We start from the raw sequence: 16,850 nt of genomic DNA, 5'->3' as shown, positions 1-16,850 counted from the left end.
TCCCGGCCCCCCCCGCCCCCCCACCAGCTCGCCCACCCCCCCGGCGCCCCCCGGCCCCCCCGCCGGCGCGGCGCGCGGGCGCCGCGGCCGGCGGCGCGCCCGGCTGATCGCCCTGCTCTTCGTCTTCCCCGCGCTGCTCCTGCTCGGCGCCCTCGTCGTCTACCCGGTCCTCTTCTCCGTCGGCCGCAGCTTCTTCGACGCCTCCGGCACCAGGTTCGTCGGCGGTGACAACTACGCCGAGATGTTCCGTGATCCGGCGACCCTGAAGGCCATCCGCAACACCACCATCTGGGTGGTCGTGGCCCCGGCCCTGCTCACCGGCCTCGGCCTGATCCTGGCCGTTCTGGTGGAGAAGGTCCGCTGGGCCACGGCGTTCAAGCTGCTGCTCTTCATGCCGATGGCGGTGTCCTTCCTGGCCGCCGGCATCATCTTCCGGCTCGCCTACGACGAGGACCCGAACAAGGGCGTGCTGAACGCGGCCGTCGTCTCCGTCCATGACGCCTTCAAGGGCACGTCGTCGTATCCCACGGCACGCGGCCGCCCGGGCCTGCTGACCCAGGACCGGGACGGCTCCTACCGCACGACCGCCTCCGCCGGGCACTCGGTGACGCTCCCCATGGTCGGCGTACTGCCCAAGGACCTGCCCAAGGGCGCCTCGCCCGCGTACCCGGCGGCCGGCCGCAAGGCCGCACCCGGCGAGCTGCGCGGCGTCGTCTACCTGGACTTCACCCCCGGCGGAGGCGGAAGGCAGGGCAAGGTCGATCCCAAGGAGAGCGGACTGCCCGGCATGAGGGTCGAAGCGGTGCGGGACGGCGGCACGGTCGCGAGCACGACGACCGCCGCCGACGGCTCCTTCACCTTCTCCGGGCTGCGCTCGGGCTCGTACACGGTGGAACTCCCGGGGTCGAACTTCGCCCCGCCCTACCAGGGCGTGTCCTGGCTCGGGCCGACGCTCGTCACCCCGGCGATCATCGGCGCGTATCTGTGGATCTGGACCGGCTTCGCGATGGTCCTGATCGGCGCGGGCCTGTCGACCCTGCCCCGGGACGCGCTGGAGGCCGCCCGGATGGACGGCGCGAACGAGTGGCAGATCTTCCGCAGGATCACCGTCCCGCTGCTCGCGCCCGTCCTGACCGTCGTCTTCGTCACGCTCGTCATCAACGTGATGAAGGTCTTCGACCTCGTCTACATCATCGCGCCCGGCCCGGTGCAGGAGGACGCCACCGTCCTCGCGACCCAGATGTGGCTCGTGTCCTTCGGTGGCGGCAACAACCAGGGCCTCGGCAGTGCCCTCGGAGTGCTCCTGCTGCTCCTGGTGATCCCCGCGATGGTGTTCAACGTCCGCCGTTTCCGCAGGAGCCAGCGATGAGGGAGTCAGCGATGAACACGATCAGGCGGGGCCTGGGCAACGGTCTGGTTCAGGCCTTCCTGGTGGTGATCGGCCTGGTCTGGCTGACCCCGCTCGCGGGCCTGTTCCTCTCCTCCCTGCGCTCGGCCCAGGACACCGCGAAGGGCGGCTGGTGGACGGCGCTCGCGAGCCCCGGCCAGCTGTCCTTCGGCAACTACTCGGCCCTGCTGAAGAACTCGGGGATGACCCAGGCCTTCTGGAACACGGTCCTGATCTCGGTGCCTGCCACGACCCTCGTCGTGGTCCTCGCCGCCCTCGCCGGATACGCCTTCGCCTGGCTGGACTTCCCGCTCCGGGAGCCCCTGTTCCTGCTGGTGGTGGCCCTGTTGGTGGTGCCGGTCCAGATCGGCCTGCTGCCGGTGGCCAAACTCTTCGGCGCGCTCGGCCTGTTCGGCACGATCCCCGGCGTCGTCCTCTTCCACGTCGCCTACGGCCTGCCCTTCGCCGTGTTCCTGCTGCGCAACTACTTCGCGGAGATGCCGAAGGAGATGCTGGAGGCGGCCCGGATGGACGGCGGCGGCGAGTGGCGCATCTTCACCCGGCTGGTCCTGCCGGTGGGGCGCCCCGCGATCGCCTCGCTCGCCATCTTCCAGTTCCTGTGGGTCTGGAACGACATGCTGGTCGCCCTGCTCTTCGCCGACAGTTCCTCCCAGCCGCTCACCGTGGAACTCCAGTCCCAGGTCAGGCAGTTCGGGAGCAATATCGACGTGCTCGCACCGGGCGCGTTCCTGTCGCTGATCGTGCCGGTGGCGGTGTTCTTCGCCTTCCAGCGGCACTTCGTGCAGGGCGTGATGGCGGGCTCGGTCAAGTGACCGAGCCCCACCCGCGACGGCCCGGAACGGCGCCGCCTCAGCCGTGGAAGGTGATGTAACCGTTGCCGTCCCGGTCGTCGCGGGACTTGGTGTAGGCGTGGGTGTCCGCGTGGGCACCTGACGGCTTGTAGAGGTAGATGGTGTCCTTGTCGTTGTTCCAGATGAAATTGCAGTTCTGGCGGTAGACGACGTTCTTCGCGTCCGAGTCGGTGCCGTGGCCGCCACGCAGCTTCACGTAGTCGCCGGGCTCGAGGTAGTGGTTGGACGGGAAGGTGAACCGGTTGCCGGTGGCGTCCTTGACGACGTAGCCCTTGAGGTTGACGGTCGTGCTGCGCGAGTAGTTCTTGATCGTCAGGTACTCGTCCCGGGTGTTGCCCGTACGGCAGTTGTTGGAGTCCCGCCCCGGCGCGTCGTACTGGACGCCCGTGATCTTCAGGGCGGAGGAGTACTCGGTGGCCTGGGCCGGAGCGGCGACGACGACGGCGAGCGTTGCGGCCGTGACGGCGGCGGCGGTGAGCGTGAGGCGTATACGCATGAGGTCCCCCCTCAGTGGTGCGGATTCAGCGCCAGGAGCTTACACAAAAGTTGAGGGTTGTATGAATATTTGGCGCGGAAAGCGCGGAAAGCGTGGAGGACCTGGTTGAGGGGGCGTCAGGACAGACGACAAGGGCGGCGGGGGAGTCCTCCCCTGCCGCCCTCGTGCGTCGGAGTCTCACCGGCTCACGGTGAAGCCGGCGGATACAGCGAGCGCGGCAACTGCGAGGCCGCGGCCGAGTCCAGCAGCCACAGGGTGCGCGAGCGGCCCTGTGCTCCCGCCGCCGGAGCCTGGATCTCGCCCGCGCCGGACAGGGCGATGGCCGCGGCCTCCGCCTTGTCCTCGCCGGCCGCGAGCAGCCAGACCTCCCGGGCCGAGCGGATCGCCGGGAGGGTGAGGGAGATCCGGGTCGGCGGGGGCTTGGGCGCGCCGTGGACGCCGACCACCGTGCGCTCCGTCTCGCGGACCGCCGGCAGCTCCGGGAAGAGCGAGGCCACGTGGGTGTCCGGGCCGACGCCCAGCATCAGGACGTCGAAGGTGGGCACCGCGCCGTGGTTCTCCGGCCCGGCCGCCTTCGCGAGCTCCGCCGCGTACGCCTCCGCCGCCGCCTCGACGTCCGTGCCGTACGGCCCGTCGGAGGCGGGCATGGCGTGCACGCGCTCCGGGTCCAGCGGTACGGAGTCCAGCAGGGCCTCGCGGGCCTGCGTGACATTGCGCTCGGGGTCGCCCTCGGGCAGGTAGCGCTCGTCGCCCCACCACAGCTCGAGATGGCCCCAGTCGATGGCGTCCCGCGCGGGCGCCGCCGCCAGCGCGGCCAGCAGGCCGTTGCCGTTGCGGCCGCCCGTGAGGACCACGGACGCGGTGCCCCGGGAGGCCTGCGCGTCCACGATCTTCGTGATCAGGCGGGCCGCGGCGGCCTGCGCCATCAGTTCCTTGTCGCGGTGGACGACCAGCTGCGGAGTACTCACTTCGCCGCCGCCTTCCTTGCCGGTGCCTTCTTCGCGGTCCTGGCCGCGGCCTTCTTCGCCGGTGCCTTGGCCGCCTCCTCCTCGGGCGCGGGCTCGGCCACCGGTTCCCCCGGCTCCTGAACGGACTGTTCCGGAACCGCGTTCAGCCGCTCCACGCCGTAGCGCAGTGCCGACGCGTAGGTGTCGTCCGGGTCGAGCCGGCGCAGCTCCTCCGCGATCAGCTCTGCGGTCTCCCGCCGCTTCAGCGCCACCGCGCGCGGCGGCTGGCCCTTGATGGACAGCGTGGCCAGCGAGCCGTCCGCGCGGTCCAGGACGATCGGGCCGCAGCTGGTGTCCATCCGGACGGCCGTGAGCCCCGGACCGGACGACAGCGAGCGCCTGACGGGGACGTCCAGCCGGTCCGCGAGCCACATCGCCAGCAGCTCACAGCTCGGGTTGAACTCCTCGCCCTCCACCTCGACGGCCCGCACCTCGCAGGTGACCTGGTCCAGGGCCGCCGCGAGCATCGAACGCCACGGCGTGATCCGGGTCCAGGACAGGTCGGTGTCGCCGGGCGTGTACGCGTCGGCGCGGGCGGACAGCTCCCGTACCGGCTGCTCGGCGGCGTAGGTGTCGGTGACCCGGCGCTGGGCGAGCGCGCCCAGCGGGTCCTTCGCCGGGTCCAGCGGGGCGTTCACCGGCCACCACACGACCACCGGCGCGTCCGGCAGCAGCAGCGGCAGCACGACCGAGTCGGCGTGCTCGACGACCTCGCCGTACAGCCGCAGCACGACCGTCTCGCCGGTGCCCGCGTCCGCGCCCACCCGCACCTCGGCGTCCAGCCGGGACGTCGTACGGTCGCGCGGGGTGCGGGAGACCCGCCGGATGACCACCAGCGTGCGCGAGGGGTGCTCGCGCGAGGCGTCGTTGGCGGCCTTCAGCGCGTCGTAGGCGTTCTCCTCGTCGGTGACGATCACGAGGGTCAGGACCATGCCGACGGCGGGGGTGCCGATGGCCCGGCGGCCCTGGACGAGCGCCTTGTTGATGTCGCCGGCGGTGGTGTCGGTCAGGTCTATCTTCATGGGCGGCGCCAGCTCCGTCCGTCTCGTGCGAGCATCTCGTCCGCCTCGGCGGGTCCCCAGGTGCCCGACGGGTACTGCGCGGGCCTGCCGTGCTTGTCCCAGTACTCCTCGATCGGGTCGAGGATCTTCCAGGACAGCTCGACCTCCTCCGTGCGCGGGAAGAGGTTGGCGTCGCCCAGCAGCACGTCCAGGATCAGGCGCTCGTACGCCTCCGGGCTGGACTCCGTGAAGGACTCGCCGTAGGCGAAGTCCATGGAGACGTCCCGGATCTCCATCGAGGTCCCCGGCACCTTGGAGCCGAAGCGGACGGTGACACCCTCGTCGGGCTGGACCCGGATGACGATCGCGTTCTGGCCCAGCTCCTCCGTCGCCGTGGTGTCGAAGGGGGAGTGCGGGGCCCGCTGGAAGACGACCGCGATCTCCGTCACGCGCCGGCCGAGGCGCTTGCCGGTGCGCAGGTAGAAGGGGACACCCGCCCAGCGGCGGTTGTCGATCTCCAGCTTGATCGCGGCATAGGTGTCGGTCTTCGACTTCGCGTCGATGCCGTCCTCTTCGAGGTAGCCGATGACTTTCTCGCCGCCCTGCCAGCCGGCCGCGTACTGGCCGCGCACGGTCGACTTGCCCAGGTCCTTCGGCAGCCGGACGGCGCCGAGCACCTTCTCCTTCTCCGCGGCCAGCGCGTCCGCGCCGAAGGAGGCGGGCTCCTCCATGGCCGTGAGGGCCATGAGCTGCAGCAGATGGTTCTGGATGACGTCACGGGCGGCACCGATGCCGTCGTAGTACCCGGCGCGGCCGCCGATGCCGATGTCCTCGGCCATCGTGATCTGCACGTGGTCCACGAAGGACCGGTTCCAGATCGGCTCGAACATCGTGTTGGCGAAGCGCAGCGCCAGGATGTTCTGGACGGTCTCCTTGCCGAGGTAGTGGTCGATCCGGAACACCTGGTCCGAGGAGAACACCTCGTGCACGATCGCGTTCAGTTCCTCGGCCGACTTCAGGTCGTGCCCGAACGGCTTCTCGATGACCGCGCGCCGCCAGGAACCGCCCGACTGGTCGGCGAGACCGTGCTTCTTCAGCTGCTGGATGACCACCGGGAAGGAGCGCGGCGGCACCGACAGATAGAAGGCGAAGTTGCCGCCCGTGCCCTGTGCCTTGTCCAGCTCCTCGATGGTGGAGCGCAGCCGCTCGAAGGCGTCGTCGTCGTCGAAGGTGCCCTGGACGAAGCGCATCCCCTGGATGAGCTGCTGCCAGACCTCCTCACGGAACGGCGTACGGGCGTGCGCCTTGACGGCGTCGTGGACCTCCTGCGCGAAGTCCTCGTTCGCCCACTCGCGGCGGGCGAAGCCCACCAGCGAGAAGCCCGGCGGCAGCAGACCCCGGTTGGCGAGGTCGTACACCGCGGGCATCAGCTTCTTGCGCGACAGGTCGCCGGTGACCCCGAAGATGACCAGACCCGACGGCCCCGCGATACGCGGGAGCCGTCGGTCGGCCGGGTCACGAAGCGGGTTCGCTCCGGAACCGGAAACGGGTGACAAGTCAGCCCTCCGAGGGAGCGAGGCGCTCGAGCTCCGCCTGAGTCGACTTCAGCAGGTCGTTCCAGGACGCCTCGAACTTCTCGACGCCCTCGTCCTCCAGCACCTGCACGACGTCGTCGTACGCGATGCCGAGCTGCTCCAGCGCGTCGAGGTCGGCACGCGCCTGCTCGTAGGTGCCGGAGATGGTGTCGCCGCTGATCTCGCCGTGGTCCTCGGTGGCCTCCAGCGTGGCCTCCGGCATGGTGTTGACCGTGTTCGGCGCGACCAGCTCGGTGACGTACAGGGTGTCCGGGTAGGCCGGGTCCTTCACGCCGGTCGACGCCCACAGCGGACGCTGCTTGTTGGCGCCCGCGTTCTCCAGCGCGCTCCAGCGCTCCGAGGAGAAGACCTCCTCGTACGCCTGGTAGGCGAGGCGCGCGTTGGCGACGGCGGCCTTGCCGCGCAGCGCCTTGGCCTCGTCGCTGCCGATGCCGTCCAGGCGCTTGTCGATCTCGGTGTCCACGCGGGACACGAAGAAGGACGCCACGGAGTGGATCAGCGACAGGTCCAGGCCGCGCTCCTTGGCCTTCTCCAGGCCGGAGAGGTAGGCGTCCATGACGGCGCGGTACCGCTCCAGGGAGAAGATCAGGGTCACGTTGACGCTGATGCCGAGGCCGATCGTCTCGGTGATCGCCGGCAGGCCCGCCAGGGTGGCCGGGATCTTGATCAGGGTGTTGGGGCGGTCCACCAGCCAGGCCAGCTGCTTGGCCTCGGCGACGGTGGCCTTGGTGTTGTGCGCCAGGCGGGGGTCGACCTCGATGGAGACCCGGCCGTCCTTGCCGCCGGTGGCGTCGTAGACCGGGCGCAGGATGTCGGCGGCGTCGCGGACGTCCGCCGTGGTGATCATGCGGATGGCCTCTTCGACGGTGACCTTGCGGGCGGCGAGGTCCGAGACCTGCTGGTCGTAGCCGTCGCCCTGCGAGATCGCCTTCTGGAAGATCGTCGGGTTGGTGGTGACGCCCACGACGTGCTGCTGGTCGATCAGCTCGGCGAGGTTGCCGGACGTGATCCGCTTGCGCGACAGGTCGTCCAGCCAGATCGCGACGCCTTCCTCGGAGAGGCGCTTGAGTGCGTCTGTCATGGAATTACATCTCCTACGTGTCGTATATGAGCGTCAGCGCTGGGCGGCGGCGATGGATTCCCGGGCCTTGGCGGCCACGTTCTCGGCAGTGAAGCCGAACTCGCGGAAGAGCACCTTGCCGTCGGCGGAAGCACCGAAGTGCTCCAGGGAAACGATGCGGCCGGCGTCGCCCACGTACTTGTGCCAGGTCAGCCCGATACCCGCCTCCACGGCAACACGGGCCTTGACGGACGGCGGGAGCACGGAGTCCCGGTACCCCTGGTCCTGCTCCTCGAACCACTCGACGGACGGCATCGACACGACCCGCGTGGGGACGCCCCCGGCCTGCAGCTGCTCACGCGCCTCGACGGCCACGTGCACCTCGGAACCGGTGGCGATCAGCACGACCTGCGGCTCGCCGCCCTCTGCCTCGAAGAGCACATAGCCACCGCGGGCAGCGTCCTCGTTGGGCTCGTAGGTCGGCACGCCCTGGCGGGTGAGGGCGAAGCCGTGCGGCCGGCCCTTGCCGAACTCCTTGGTGTAGCGCTTGAGGATCTCGCGCCAGGCGATCGCGGTCTCGTTGGCGTCGGCCGGGCGGACGACGTTCAGGCCGGGGATCGCGCGCAGCGAGGCCAGGTGCTCGACCGGCTGGTGGGTCGGACCGTCCTCGCCGAGGCCGATGGAGTCGTGCGTCCACACGTACGTCACCGGCAGGTGCATCAGGGCCGACAGGCGCACCGCGTTGCGCATGTAGTCGGAGAAGACGAGGAACGTACCGCCGTAGACACGGGTGTTGCCGTGCAGCGTGATGCCGTTCAGCTCGGCACCCATCGAGTGCTCGCGGATACCGAAGTGGATCGTACGGCCGTACGGCTTGGCCTCGGGGAGCGGGTTGCCCGCGGGCAGGAACGAGCTCTCCTTGTCGATGGTCGTGTTGTTCGACCCGGCGAGGTCGGCGGAGCCGCCCCACAGCTCGGGGATCACCGCGCCGAGCGCCTGCAGCACCTTGCCGGAGGCGGCACGCGTCGCGACGGCCTTGCCCGGCTCGAAGACCGGGATCGTGTCCTCCCAGCCGACGGGCAGCTCGCCCTTGCTGATCCGGTCGAACTCGGCGGCCCGCTCGGGGTTGTCGTCCCGCCACACCTGCAGGGACTTCTCCCAGTCCGCCCGCGCCTGTGCGCCCCGCTCCAGGGCCTTGCGGGTGTGGGCGATGACCTCGTCCTCGACGGCGAAGTGCTGCTCGGGGTCGAAGCCGAGGACGCGCTTGGTGGCCGCGACCTCCTCCTCGCCCAGCGCCGAGCCGTGCGCGGCCTCGGTGTTCTGGGCCTTCGGGGCCGGCCACGCGATGATCGAGCGCATCGCGATGAAGGACGGCCGGTCGGTGACCGCCTTGGCCTCCTGGATCGCGGCGTAGATCGCCTGCGGGTCCAGGTCGCCGTTGTCCTGGGCCTCCACGCGCTGCACGTGCCAGCCGTAGGCCTCGTACCGCTTGACGGTGTCCTCGGAGACGGCCGTCTCGGTGTCGCCCTCGATCGAGATGTGGTTGTCGTCCCACAGCAGGATCAGGTTGCCGAGCTTCTGGTGGCCGGCCAGCGAGGAGGCCTCGGCGGAGATGCCCTCCTGCAGGCAGCCGTCACCGGCGATGCAGTAGATGTAGTGGTCGAAGGGGGACTCGCCCTGCGGAGCGTCCGGGTCGAACAGACCGCGCTCGTAGCGGGCGGCCATCGCCATGCCCACCGCGTTGGCGACACCCTGGCCGAGCGGACCGGTGGTGGTCTCGACGCCCCTGGTGTGTCCGTACTCCGGGTGGCCCGGGGTCTTCGAACCCCAGGTGCGGAAGGACTCCAGGTCCTCCAGTTCCAGGCCGAAGCCGGCCAGGTAGAGCTGCGTGTAGAGGGTCAGGGACGAGTGGCCGGCGGACAGCACGAAGCGGTCGCGCCCGACCCACTCGGGGTCGGCCGGGTCGTGCCGCATCACCTTCTGGAAGAGGGTGTACGCGGCCGGAGCGAGGCTCATCGCCGTACCGGGATGGCCGTTGCCGACCTTCTGTACGGCGTCGGCGGCCAGGACACGGGCGGTGTCGACGGCCCGCTGGTCCAGCTCGGTCCACTCAAGGTCTGTGGTGGTCGGCTTGGTGCTCACCCTGGGTCAGGGCTCCTCTCCACATGTCGGTCGCCGGTCTTCGGGGCATGCGCCCACCCGGCCGCCGGCGTGCTTCTGCCCACCGGCCGCTGTCGAGCCTACCCCCGTAAGGATGTGCGTTTTTTCGAGTGTTTCCAGACTGCCGGGAGTCCGTCGGATCCGCCTCCCGACTGGCCGAACGCAGCATTTGGCACATGAATACGGAGGTGGTCATCTGAGCGCTCAATCGAGTGCTCGAACCCCTCGGATGGGACGTGCGCCAACACGACCCCACCCCCGCGAAGGCCGGGGTATGGGCAACGTCTAAAGTGGCGTGGTACGCGCGAGCCTTTACCCGCACTTCACACGGGGAGGCTTGCTGGGATGTCTCTGTCAGGGGTGTGCGTGACGGCCGTCGAATCACGTCCAGCGGGCGTGCTGGGTGGTGCGAGCCAAGGCCCGGTTCACCGGCCGTTCGGGGCCCGTGTCAAGGCGTTCGTGGCTCTGACCAAGCCGCGGATCATCGAGTTGCTGCTCATCACCACCGTTCCGGTGATGTTCCTGGCGCAGCAGGGCGTGCCCGACCTGAAGCTGGTCCTGCTGACCTGCGTCGGCGGCTACCTCTCCGCGGGCGGCGCCAACGCGCTGAACATGTACATCGACCGGGACATCGACGCCCTGATGGACCGCACCTCGCAGCGGCCGCTGGTGACCGGCATGGTCAGCCCGCGCGAGTGCCTGACCTTCGGCATCACCCTGGCGGTCGTCTCGACGCTGCTGTTCGGGTTCACCGTCAACTGGCTGAGTGCCTGGCTCTCCCTCGGAGCGCTCCTCTTCTACGTCGTCGTCTACACGATGATCCTCAAGCGGCGTACCTCGCAGAACATCGTGTGGGGCGGCATCGCCGGCTGCCTGCCGGTGCTGATCGGCTGGTCCTCCGTGACGGACTCGATGTCCTGGGCACCGGTCATCCTCTTCCTCGTCATGTTCTTCTGGACGCCGCCGCATTACTGGCCGCTGTCCATGAAGGTCAAGGAGGACTACGCGCGCGTGGGCGTGCCGATGCTCCCGGTCATCGCCTCCAACAAGGTCGTCGCCCGGCAGATCGTCATCTACAGCTGGGTGATGGTCCTCGTCTCGCTGCTCCTGACCCCGCTGGGCTACACCGGCTGGTTCTACACGGTGGTCGCCCTCGCGGCCGGCGGCTTCTGGCTGTGGGAGGCGCACGGGCTGCAGAACCGTGCGAAGGCCGAGGTGACCGGCGTCAAGCTCAAGGAGATGCGCCTCTTCCACTGGTCGATCACCTACGTGTCGATCCTCTTCGTCGCGGTCGCGGTGGACCCGTTCCTGCGCTGACGCACGTCACAGGGGCCTGCTCTCGCCAGTCGATCTACTCGTTAGTAGCATCCTGGTCATGGCAGACACGCAGCAGGTTGACGCGAGGGCCGAGCGCAAGGTGGCCAGGCTCGCCCGGGAGATCAGCACCTTCGCCAAGGCGCACGGCGGCGCCGAGGCCCAGGTGGCCCACATCGGTGAGCGCGGGGCGCGTATCGTCCTCGTCGGCGAGGACGGCGGCTGGGGCGACCTGGTCGCGCCCAGCACCGAGATCGCCGAGAAGGCCGTCGAGAAGTCCGGCATCACCGTCCACGAGTCCTTCGACGGCGAGTTCGCGGCGAAGGTGAAGACCGGGCCGTACGAGTGGAAGCGGATGGCCGGCATCCAGATCGGCGGTTGAGCCGGCGCGCCCGACGGGGCGCGGGGCCGTGTCGAGATGCGGGCCCGCCGCGTGGGCACGACCAGCCACACTCGGTCTGAAGCCGCCGAATAACCCGCAGCCCCGAGCTCATCCGCGACCTCGAACCCCGTTCACCCGTTAGGCCGTGCAAGCCAGCGCACACGGGGAGTCCGGATGATCGAAACGCCGTCCCTCGTGGACCAGTACTGCCACGGCGTACTGCGCACAGAGCTGGGCCTCGGCACCTTCGAGGCCCAACTCGCCCGCACCGAGGGCCCCCCGGCACCCGGCACCACCCTCTTCGACACCCAGACGGGATTCGCCGTCCGGCGCTGGTGCCCGCCCCTGCTCGGCCTGGAACCGCACTGCACGCCCGCCCGCTATCTGGCCCGGCGCCGCGAGCTCGGCGTCCTCGAGGCGGGCCGCAGGCTGCTGCGCGGCAGCGGCATCACCACCTACCTCGTGGACACCGGCCTGCCCGGCGACCTCACGGGCCCCGTCGAACTGGCCTCCGCCGGTTCCGCCGAGGCCCATGAGATCGTCCGGCTGGAGCAGCTCGCGGAGCAGGTCGCCGACACCTCCGGCACCGTCGAGTCCTTCCTCGCCAACCTCGCCGAGTCCGTGCACGGCGCCGCGGCGAACGCGGTCGCCTTCACGTCGGTCGCGGGGCTGAGACACGGGCTGGCGGTGGCGCCCGAACCGCCGGGTCCGGGGGAGGCGCGGGGCGCGGCGGGCCGCTGGCTGGCCGGCCGGCGGGTCGGCGGAGCGCTCACCGACCCCGTCCTGCTCCGGCACCTGCTGTGGATCGCGGTCGCCTCGGGCCGGCCCCTGCAACTGCACGCCGGGCTCGGCGAGCCGGGCTCCCGCATCGACCGCACCGACCCCGTGCTGCTCACCGACTTCGTACGGGCAACGGCCGGGCTCGGCACCGACCTGATCCTGCTGCACGGCTATCCGTACCACCGCCACGCCGCTCATCTGGCCGGCGTCTTCCCGCACGTGTACACCGACTCCGGCGCCGCCCTCCTCCGCACCGGCGCCCGCGCGGCCACCGTCCTCGCCGAGATCCTGGAGCTGGCCCCCTTCGGCAAGATCCTCTTCTCCACGGGCGCCCACGGCCTGCCCGAACTGCACGTCGTCGGCGCCCGCCTGTTCCGTGAGGCCCTGGGCCGGGTCCTGGGCACCTGGGTCGCCGAGGGCGCCTGGTCCCTGGAGGACGCCCAGCGGGTGGCCCGGATGGTCGCGGCGGACAACGCGCGCCGGGTGTACGGGCTGGAGTGAGCGGTCCGGACCGGGCGGACGCCGACCGCATCGCTGCTCGACCCGTTCCTCGAAGGACTCACGCCGCTGCGACCCCGCGCTGCGAGCCCCTGGCTGTCGACCTCGGCCCGCTGACCTTCGCCCGCGCCCCCGTGACCCTCCGGGACGGACGGCCCATCTCGAAGCGGGCTCTCGCCGACCTCCCGGCGCTCGGCGCGCTCCCGCCGAGGTCGGTACGGACATCAACCGCACGACTTCGGCGGCTGCTGCACGGGAACCGTCGGCGGGGCTGCTCCCGCCGGTGCCGGACGGGTGGCTGGACGCTTTCGTCGCCCGGGACCAGCGGGACTTACGACGGCCCGCCGTCGGCAGGGCCCGGCGGTGGCGGCAGGACGCCTGGGTGGACCTCGGCCCGCTGACCCGTGATCCTCCGGGACGGACGGCCCATCTCGGTGCCAGCGGCCGTCGGCCGGGTCCAGGCTGCGGGCTCTCGCCGACCTCCCGGCGCTCGGCGCTCCCGCCGAGGTCGTCGCGGACATCAGCCGCGGCGCTACGAGCACCCCGCGCCGGCGGACCCCACCTGGATCGCCCGCCGCGCGGAGCTGAGCCGTGCCCCCCTGGGAGCGGCGGTCGACACGCCGCCTACGGGTGACTCACGCGCGCGTGCCCACCGTCACCTCGGCCGAGGGTCCGGGCAGGTCCAGGGCGGCCTCCGGGCGCTCGCGGAGGGACAGCAGGACGCGCAGGACACCGATCCACACCAGACAGGAGCCGAACATGTGCAGACCCACCAGCAGCTCGGGCAGATGGGTGAAGTACTGCACGTAACCGATCACGCCCTGACCGAGCAGGATCAGGAACAGCTCGCGCGCGCGCGTGAGCGGGCCCTTCGGCGCGTCGACCGCCTTCAGCACGAACCACAGCGCGAACGTCAGCGTCACCACGATCCAGGCGAGCACCGCGTGCAGCTTGGCCACCGTCTCCCAGCCGATGGGGATCCGCTTGACCTCGCTGGAGTCACCCGCGTGCGGACCGGCGCCGGTCACCACCGTGCCGGCCACGATGAGGAGCAGGGATGCCGCCACCAGGAACCACACCAGCTGCTGCACGGCCTTGCCGACCAGCGGCCGCGGCGCGCCGTCGCCCTCGCGGGTGCGCTGCCACATCACCGCGGCGACGGTGGTCAGCGCCGTCGCGAGCAGGAAGTGGGCCGCGACGGTGTACGGGTTGAGGCCCACGAGCACGACGACGCCGCCGAGGATCGCGTTGCTCATCACCAGCCAGAACTGCGCCCAGCCCAGCCGGGTCAGGCCGCGCCGGTACGGCTTCTCGGAGCGGGCGGCGATGATCGCCCAGCCGACCGCGGCGCACAGCACGTACGTCAGCATGCGATTGCCGAACTCGATCGCGCTGTGATAGCTCAGCGCGGTCGTCGGGGTCAGCGAGCCGTCGGTGCACTCCGGCCAGGTCGGGCAGCCGAGGCCCGAACCGGTCAGGCGCACGGCGCCGCCGGTGACGACGATGACCACCGACATCACGAGCGCGGCGAGGGCCGCCCGCTGGACCGTCCGCGAGGACGGGGTCCAGCGTTCGGCGATGAAGGCGAGCGGGTTGCGCAGAGCCGCTGCGGCGTCGGCGGGGTTCAGCTTGGGCACGCCCACCATCGTAGGCCGCCGCTTGTGCACGCTTTCACGAGGGTCCACCGTGACGGCTCACTCCCAGCGGAAGAGCTTTCCGGCCGCGGCCAGTCCCACGACCGCCCACGCCGCGAGGATCCCCAGGTCGCCCCACGGCATCCCGGCGCCGTGCTGGAGCACGTCCCGCAGGCCGTCCGACAGCGCGGAGATGGGCAGCAGCCCGAGCGCGGCTTGCGCGGCCGAGCCGAACTTGTCCAGCGGCACGATGACACCGCCGCCGACGAGCAGCAGCAGGAAGACGAGGTTGGCGGCCGCGAGGGTCGCCTCCGCCTTCAGCGTTCCCGCCATCAGCAGGCCCAGGCCGGAGAAGGCGGCCGTACCCAGAATCAGCAGCAGGAGCACCGCGACGGGGTTGCCGTGCGGCGCCCAGCCCAGCGCGAACGCGATCACGGTCAGCAGGATGACCTGGAGCACCTCCGTGACCAGCACGGAAGCGGTCTTCGCGGTCATCAGGCCCCAGCGGGGCAGCGGCGAGGCGGCGAGCCGCTTGAGCACGCCGTAGCGGCGCTCGAAGCCGGTCGCGATGGCCTGCCCGGTGAACGCCGTCGACATCACGGCCAGGGCCAGGATGCCGGGGGCGAGGAAGTCCACCGCCTTGCCCTTGCCGGTGTCGACGATGTCCACGGAGCTGAAGAGCACCAGCAGCAGCGTCGGGATGACGACCGTCAGCAGCAACTGCTCGCCGTTGCGGAGCAGCATCCTGGTCTCCAGCGCCGCCTGCGCCGCGATCATGCGGGGGAGGGGTGCCGGGCCCGGCTTCGGGGTGTAGGTACCAACAGTCACGAGCGCAGCTCCTTGCCGGTCAGCTCGAGAAAGACGTCCTCCAGCGTGTGCCGTTCCACCGAGATCCGGTCCGGCATCACCCCGTGCTGGGCGCACCAGGAGGTCACGGTGGCCAGCAGCTGCGGGTCGACCTTGCCGACGACCCGGTAGCTGCCCGGGGTCAGCTCGGCGGCCGTGCAGTCGGCCGGGAGCGCCTTGAGGAGCGAGCCCACGTCGAGGCCGGGGCGGCCGGAGAAGCGCAGGGTGTTCTCGGCGCCGCCCTTGCACAGCTGCTCCGGGGAGCCCTGGGCGATGACCCGGCCGCCGTCGATGATCGCCACGTCGTCGGCGAGCTGCTCGGCCTCTTCCATGTAGTGGGTGGTGAGGATCACCGAGACGCCGTCGGCGCGCAGGTCCCGCACCAGGTCCCAGGTGGCCCGGCGGGCCTGCGGGTCCAGGCCCGCGGTCGGCTCGTCCAGGAAGACCAGCTCGGGGCGCCCGACGACGGCCATGGCGAGCGCGAGCCGCTGCTGCTGGCCGCCGGAGAGCCGCCGGTAGGAGGTCCGGCCGCAGGAGCCGAGGCCGAGGCGTTCGATCAGCGCGTCCACGTCCAGCGGATGTGCGTGCAGCTTGGCCACGTGCCGGAGCATCTCGTCGGCCCGGGCGCCGGAGTACACGCCGCCGGACTGGAGCATCACACCGATTCGGGGTCGCAGCTCGGCGGACTGCCGTACCGGGTCGAGGCCCAGGACGCGCACCGTGCCGGAATCCGGCTTCCGGTACCCCTCGCAGGTCTCGACCGTGGTCGTCTTCCCGGCCCCGTTGGGACCGAGCACGGCGGTCACGCCCGCCTCGGCCACCAGGTCGAGGCCGTTCACCGCGGTCTTCGTGCCGTACCGCTTCACCAGGGTCTGCACCTGGACCACGGGCTCGTTTCGCATGGATCCAGAGTCTAAGGAGAGGCCGGAGCGCTCAGGCGCGGGGGTGCGGGGAAGTCCTCCGCACGGGGTTCGGGGCGCCCGGCTCACTGCTCGCGGGGCCGGTGCAGCGGCAGCCACCGCTCGGCGTAGGCCACCGCGTCCGCCACCGGGAACAGCCGTGCGTCCGCCGCGCCGACCCTGCCGCGCACGACGGGTCGGTCCCGCTCGAAGTCGTGGCCCAGCTCGTCGAACCGGTCGGCGTCGATCGAGACCTCGACCACGGTCTCCCAGCCGCCGCCGGGCGCGGGGCGTCCGACCTCGACCAGCGGGGCGGGTATCCGGTACTCGGCCAGGTGGAACGAGGTGCAGGAGCCGTAGCCCGCGCCGAGCAGCAGGACCCGGGCGCCCCGTTTCTCCAGCCGGGCCAGCGGGCTGTGCTCGCCGAGCCGGCAGTCGGGCGCGTGACCGTCGGTGATCTCCCGCGCGTGCGGGCCGAGCGCCGCGAAGGAGGTCTGCGGGTGGGCGCTGCGCCGGGCACCCGGCCAGGTCCGTACGGTCTCGGGGATCACGCCCATCCCGCGCGTGGGGGTGGTCAGCGGGTCGTACGGCGGCATGCTGGCCCGGATCCGGTCCCACCACTCCCGGGGCACCGGCGGCCTCGACCACAGCGCCGGGTCGGACAGCTGGGCCGACTGGGCGGGGACGACGAGCGTGCCGGACGGGCCCAGGGCGTCGAGGAGCCCTTGGACGACGGCGACGGGGCCGCCGTTCACCCAGCCGAGGGAACGGAGCGAGGAGTGCACGAGCAGGATCTCGCCGGTCTCCACGCCCAGCAGGCGCACCTGTGCGGCGATGGTGTCCCGCGTGACAAGAGGGCCGGTCGGAGGGGGTGTCGGCATGGTTGCGGAGTCTTCCGGACGGGCCCGGGGCGACGCCA

At 71.1% G+C, this 16,850-nt stretch carries 15 protein-coding genes; 5 read left to right on the top strand and 10 right to left on the bottom strand.

Annotation, left to right across the window (positions count from 1 at the left end; all coding sequences use genetic code 11):
• Window positions 1-103: 103 nt before the first annotated feature.
• Together AB0L59_RS31380 and AB0L59_RS31375 are read left to right on the top strand one after the other, a co-directional pair.
• A complete protein-coding gene (locus AB0L59_RS31380) occupies window positions 104-1,369 on the top strand; it encodes an ABC transporter permease subunit (protein ID WP_365590017.1) in 1,266 nt (421 codons plus the stop codon).
• A gap of 11 nt (window positions 1,370-1,380) precedes the next feature.
• Complete coding sequence (locus tag AB0L59_RS31375; RefSeq protein ID WP_365590008.1) at window positions 1,381-2,220, top strand: carbohydrate ABC transporter permease; 840 nt, start codon at window positions 1,381-1,383, stop codon at window positions 2,218-2,220.
• 37 nt (window positions 2,221-2,257) lie between these two features.
• Here AB0L59_RS31375 and AB0L59_RS31370 read toward each other — a convergent pair whose 3' ends face one another.
• The 6 genes from AB0L59_RS31370 to tkt form a co-directional block, all read right to left on the bottom strand.
• Window positions 2,258-2,755 (bottom strand): lamin tail domain-containing protein, encoded by a 498-nt coding sequence (locus AB0L59_RS31370; RefSeq protein ID WP_365590007.1) that lies wholly within the window; start codon window positions 2,753-2,755, stop codon window positions 2,258-2,260.
• 185 nt (window positions 2,756-2,940) lie between these two features.
• Window positions 2,941-3,723 (bottom strand): 6-phosphogluconolactonase, encoded by a 783-nt coding sequence (pgl, locus tag AB0L59_RS31365; protein WP_365590006.1) that lies wholly within the window; start codon window positions 3,721-3,723, stop codon window positions 2,941-2,943.
• The gene (opcA, locus tag AB0L59_RS31360) at window positions 3,720-4,784 is read right to left on the bottom strand and encodes a glucose-6-phosphate dehydrogenase assembly protein OpcA (protein ID WP_365590005.1); all 1,065 of its coding nucleotides are present in this window, start codon (window positions 4,782-4,784) and stop codon (window positions 3,720-3,722) included. The genes pgl and opcA overlap by 4 nt, the downstream gene beginning before the upstream one ends.
• Window positions 4,781-6,319, bottom strand: coding sequence for a glucose-6-phosphate dehydrogenase (zwf, locus tag AB0L59_RS31355; RefSeq protein ID WP_365590004.1), 1,539 nt, complete (start codon window positions 6,317-6,319; stop codon window positions 4,781-4,783). The genes opcA and zwf overlap by 4 nt, the downstream gene beginning before the upstream one ends.
• Window position 6,320: 1 nt before the next feature.
• Window positions 6,321-7,439, bottom strand: coding sequence for a transaldolase (gene tal, locus AB0L59_RS31350; protein WP_365590003.1), 1,119 nt, complete (start codon window positions 7,437-7,439; stop codon window positions 6,321-6,323).
• A 33-nt stretch (window positions 7,440-7,472) separates the two neighbouring features.
• The gene (gene tkt, locus AB0L59_RS31345; RefSeq protein WP_365590002.1) at window positions 7,473-9,560 is read right to left on the bottom strand and encodes a transketolase; all 2,088 of its coding nucleotides are present in this window, start codon (window positions 9,558-9,560) and stop codon (window positions 7,473-7,475) included.
• A 378-nt stretch (window positions 9,561-9,938) separates the two neighbouring features.
• Here tkt and AB0L59_RS31340 point away from each other — a divergent pair, with 378 nt between their 5' ends.
• The 3 genes from AB0L59_RS31340 (at window position 9,939) to AB0L59_RS31330 (ending at window position 12,555) form a co-directional block, all read left to right on the top strand.
• Complete coding sequence (locus AB0L59_RS31340) at window positions 9,939-10,895, top strand: heme o synthase (protein ID WP_365590016.1); 957 nt, start codon at window positions 9,939-9,941, stop codon at window positions 10,893-10,895.
• 58 nt (window positions 10,896-10,953) lie between these two features.
• Complete coding sequence (locus AB0L59_RS31335) at window positions 10,954-11,274, top strand: hypothetical protein (protein ID WP_365590001.1); 321 nt, start codon at window positions 10,954-10,956, stop codon at window positions 11,272-11,274.
• A 174-nt stretch (window positions 11,275-11,448) separates the two neighbouring features.
• The gene (locus AB0L59_RS31330; RefSeq protein ID WP_365590000.1) at window positions 11,449-12,555 is read left to right on the top strand and encodes an amidohydrolase family protein; all 1,107 of its coding nucleotides are present in this window, start codon (window positions 11,449-11,451) and stop codon (window positions 12,553-12,555) included.
• 632 nt (window positions 12,556-13,187) lie between these two features.
• Here the strand turns inward: AB0L59_RS31330 and AB0L59_RS31325 are convergent.
• The 4 genes from AB0L59_RS31325 to AB0L59_RS31310 all read right to left on the bottom strand — a co-directional run bounded on the left by AB0L59_RS31325 (window position 13,188) and on the right by AB0L59_RS31310 (window position 16,812).
• Window positions 13,188-14,198: a COX15/CtaA family protein gene (locus AB0L59_RS31325; protein ID WP_365590015.1), complete on the bottom strand. Its 1,011-nt coding sequence runs from the start codon at window positions 14,196-14,198 to the stop codon at window positions 13,188-13,190.
• A gap of 48 nt (window positions 14,199-14,246) precedes the next feature.
• On the bottom strand, window positions 14,247-14,963 hold the full coding sequence (locus tag AB0L59_RS31320) for an ABC transporter permease (RefSeq protein ID WP_365590014.1): 717 nt from the start codon (window positions 14,961-14,963) through the stop codon (window positions 14,247-14,249).
• A 47-nt stretch (window positions 14,964-15,010) separates the two neighbouring features.
• Window positions 15,011-15,934, bottom strand: a complete 924-nt coding sequence (locus AB0L59_RS31315; RefSeq protein ID WP_365589999.1) for an ABC transporter ATP-binding protein — start codon at window positions 15,932-15,934, stop codon at window positions 15,011-15,013.
• A gap of 83 nt (window positions 15,935-16,017) precedes the next feature.
• Window positions 16,018-16,812 carry an AAC(3) family N-acetyltransferase gene (locus AB0L59_RS31310; RefSeq protein WP_365589998.1) on the bottom strand — a complete coding sequence of 265 codons (795 nt, stop codon included), beginning with the start codon at window positions 16,810-16,812 and terminating at the stop codon, window positions 16,018-16,020.
• Window positions 16,813-16,850 lie beyond the last annotated feature (38 nt).

The sequence above is a fragment of the Streptomyces sp. NPDC052109 genome (genome assembly GCF_040680195.1).
Lineage (GTDB): Bacteria > Actinomycetota > Actinomycetes > Streptomycetales > Streptomycetaceae > Streptomyces.
This window is presented reverse-complemented; position numbering and strand designations above follow the sequence as displayed.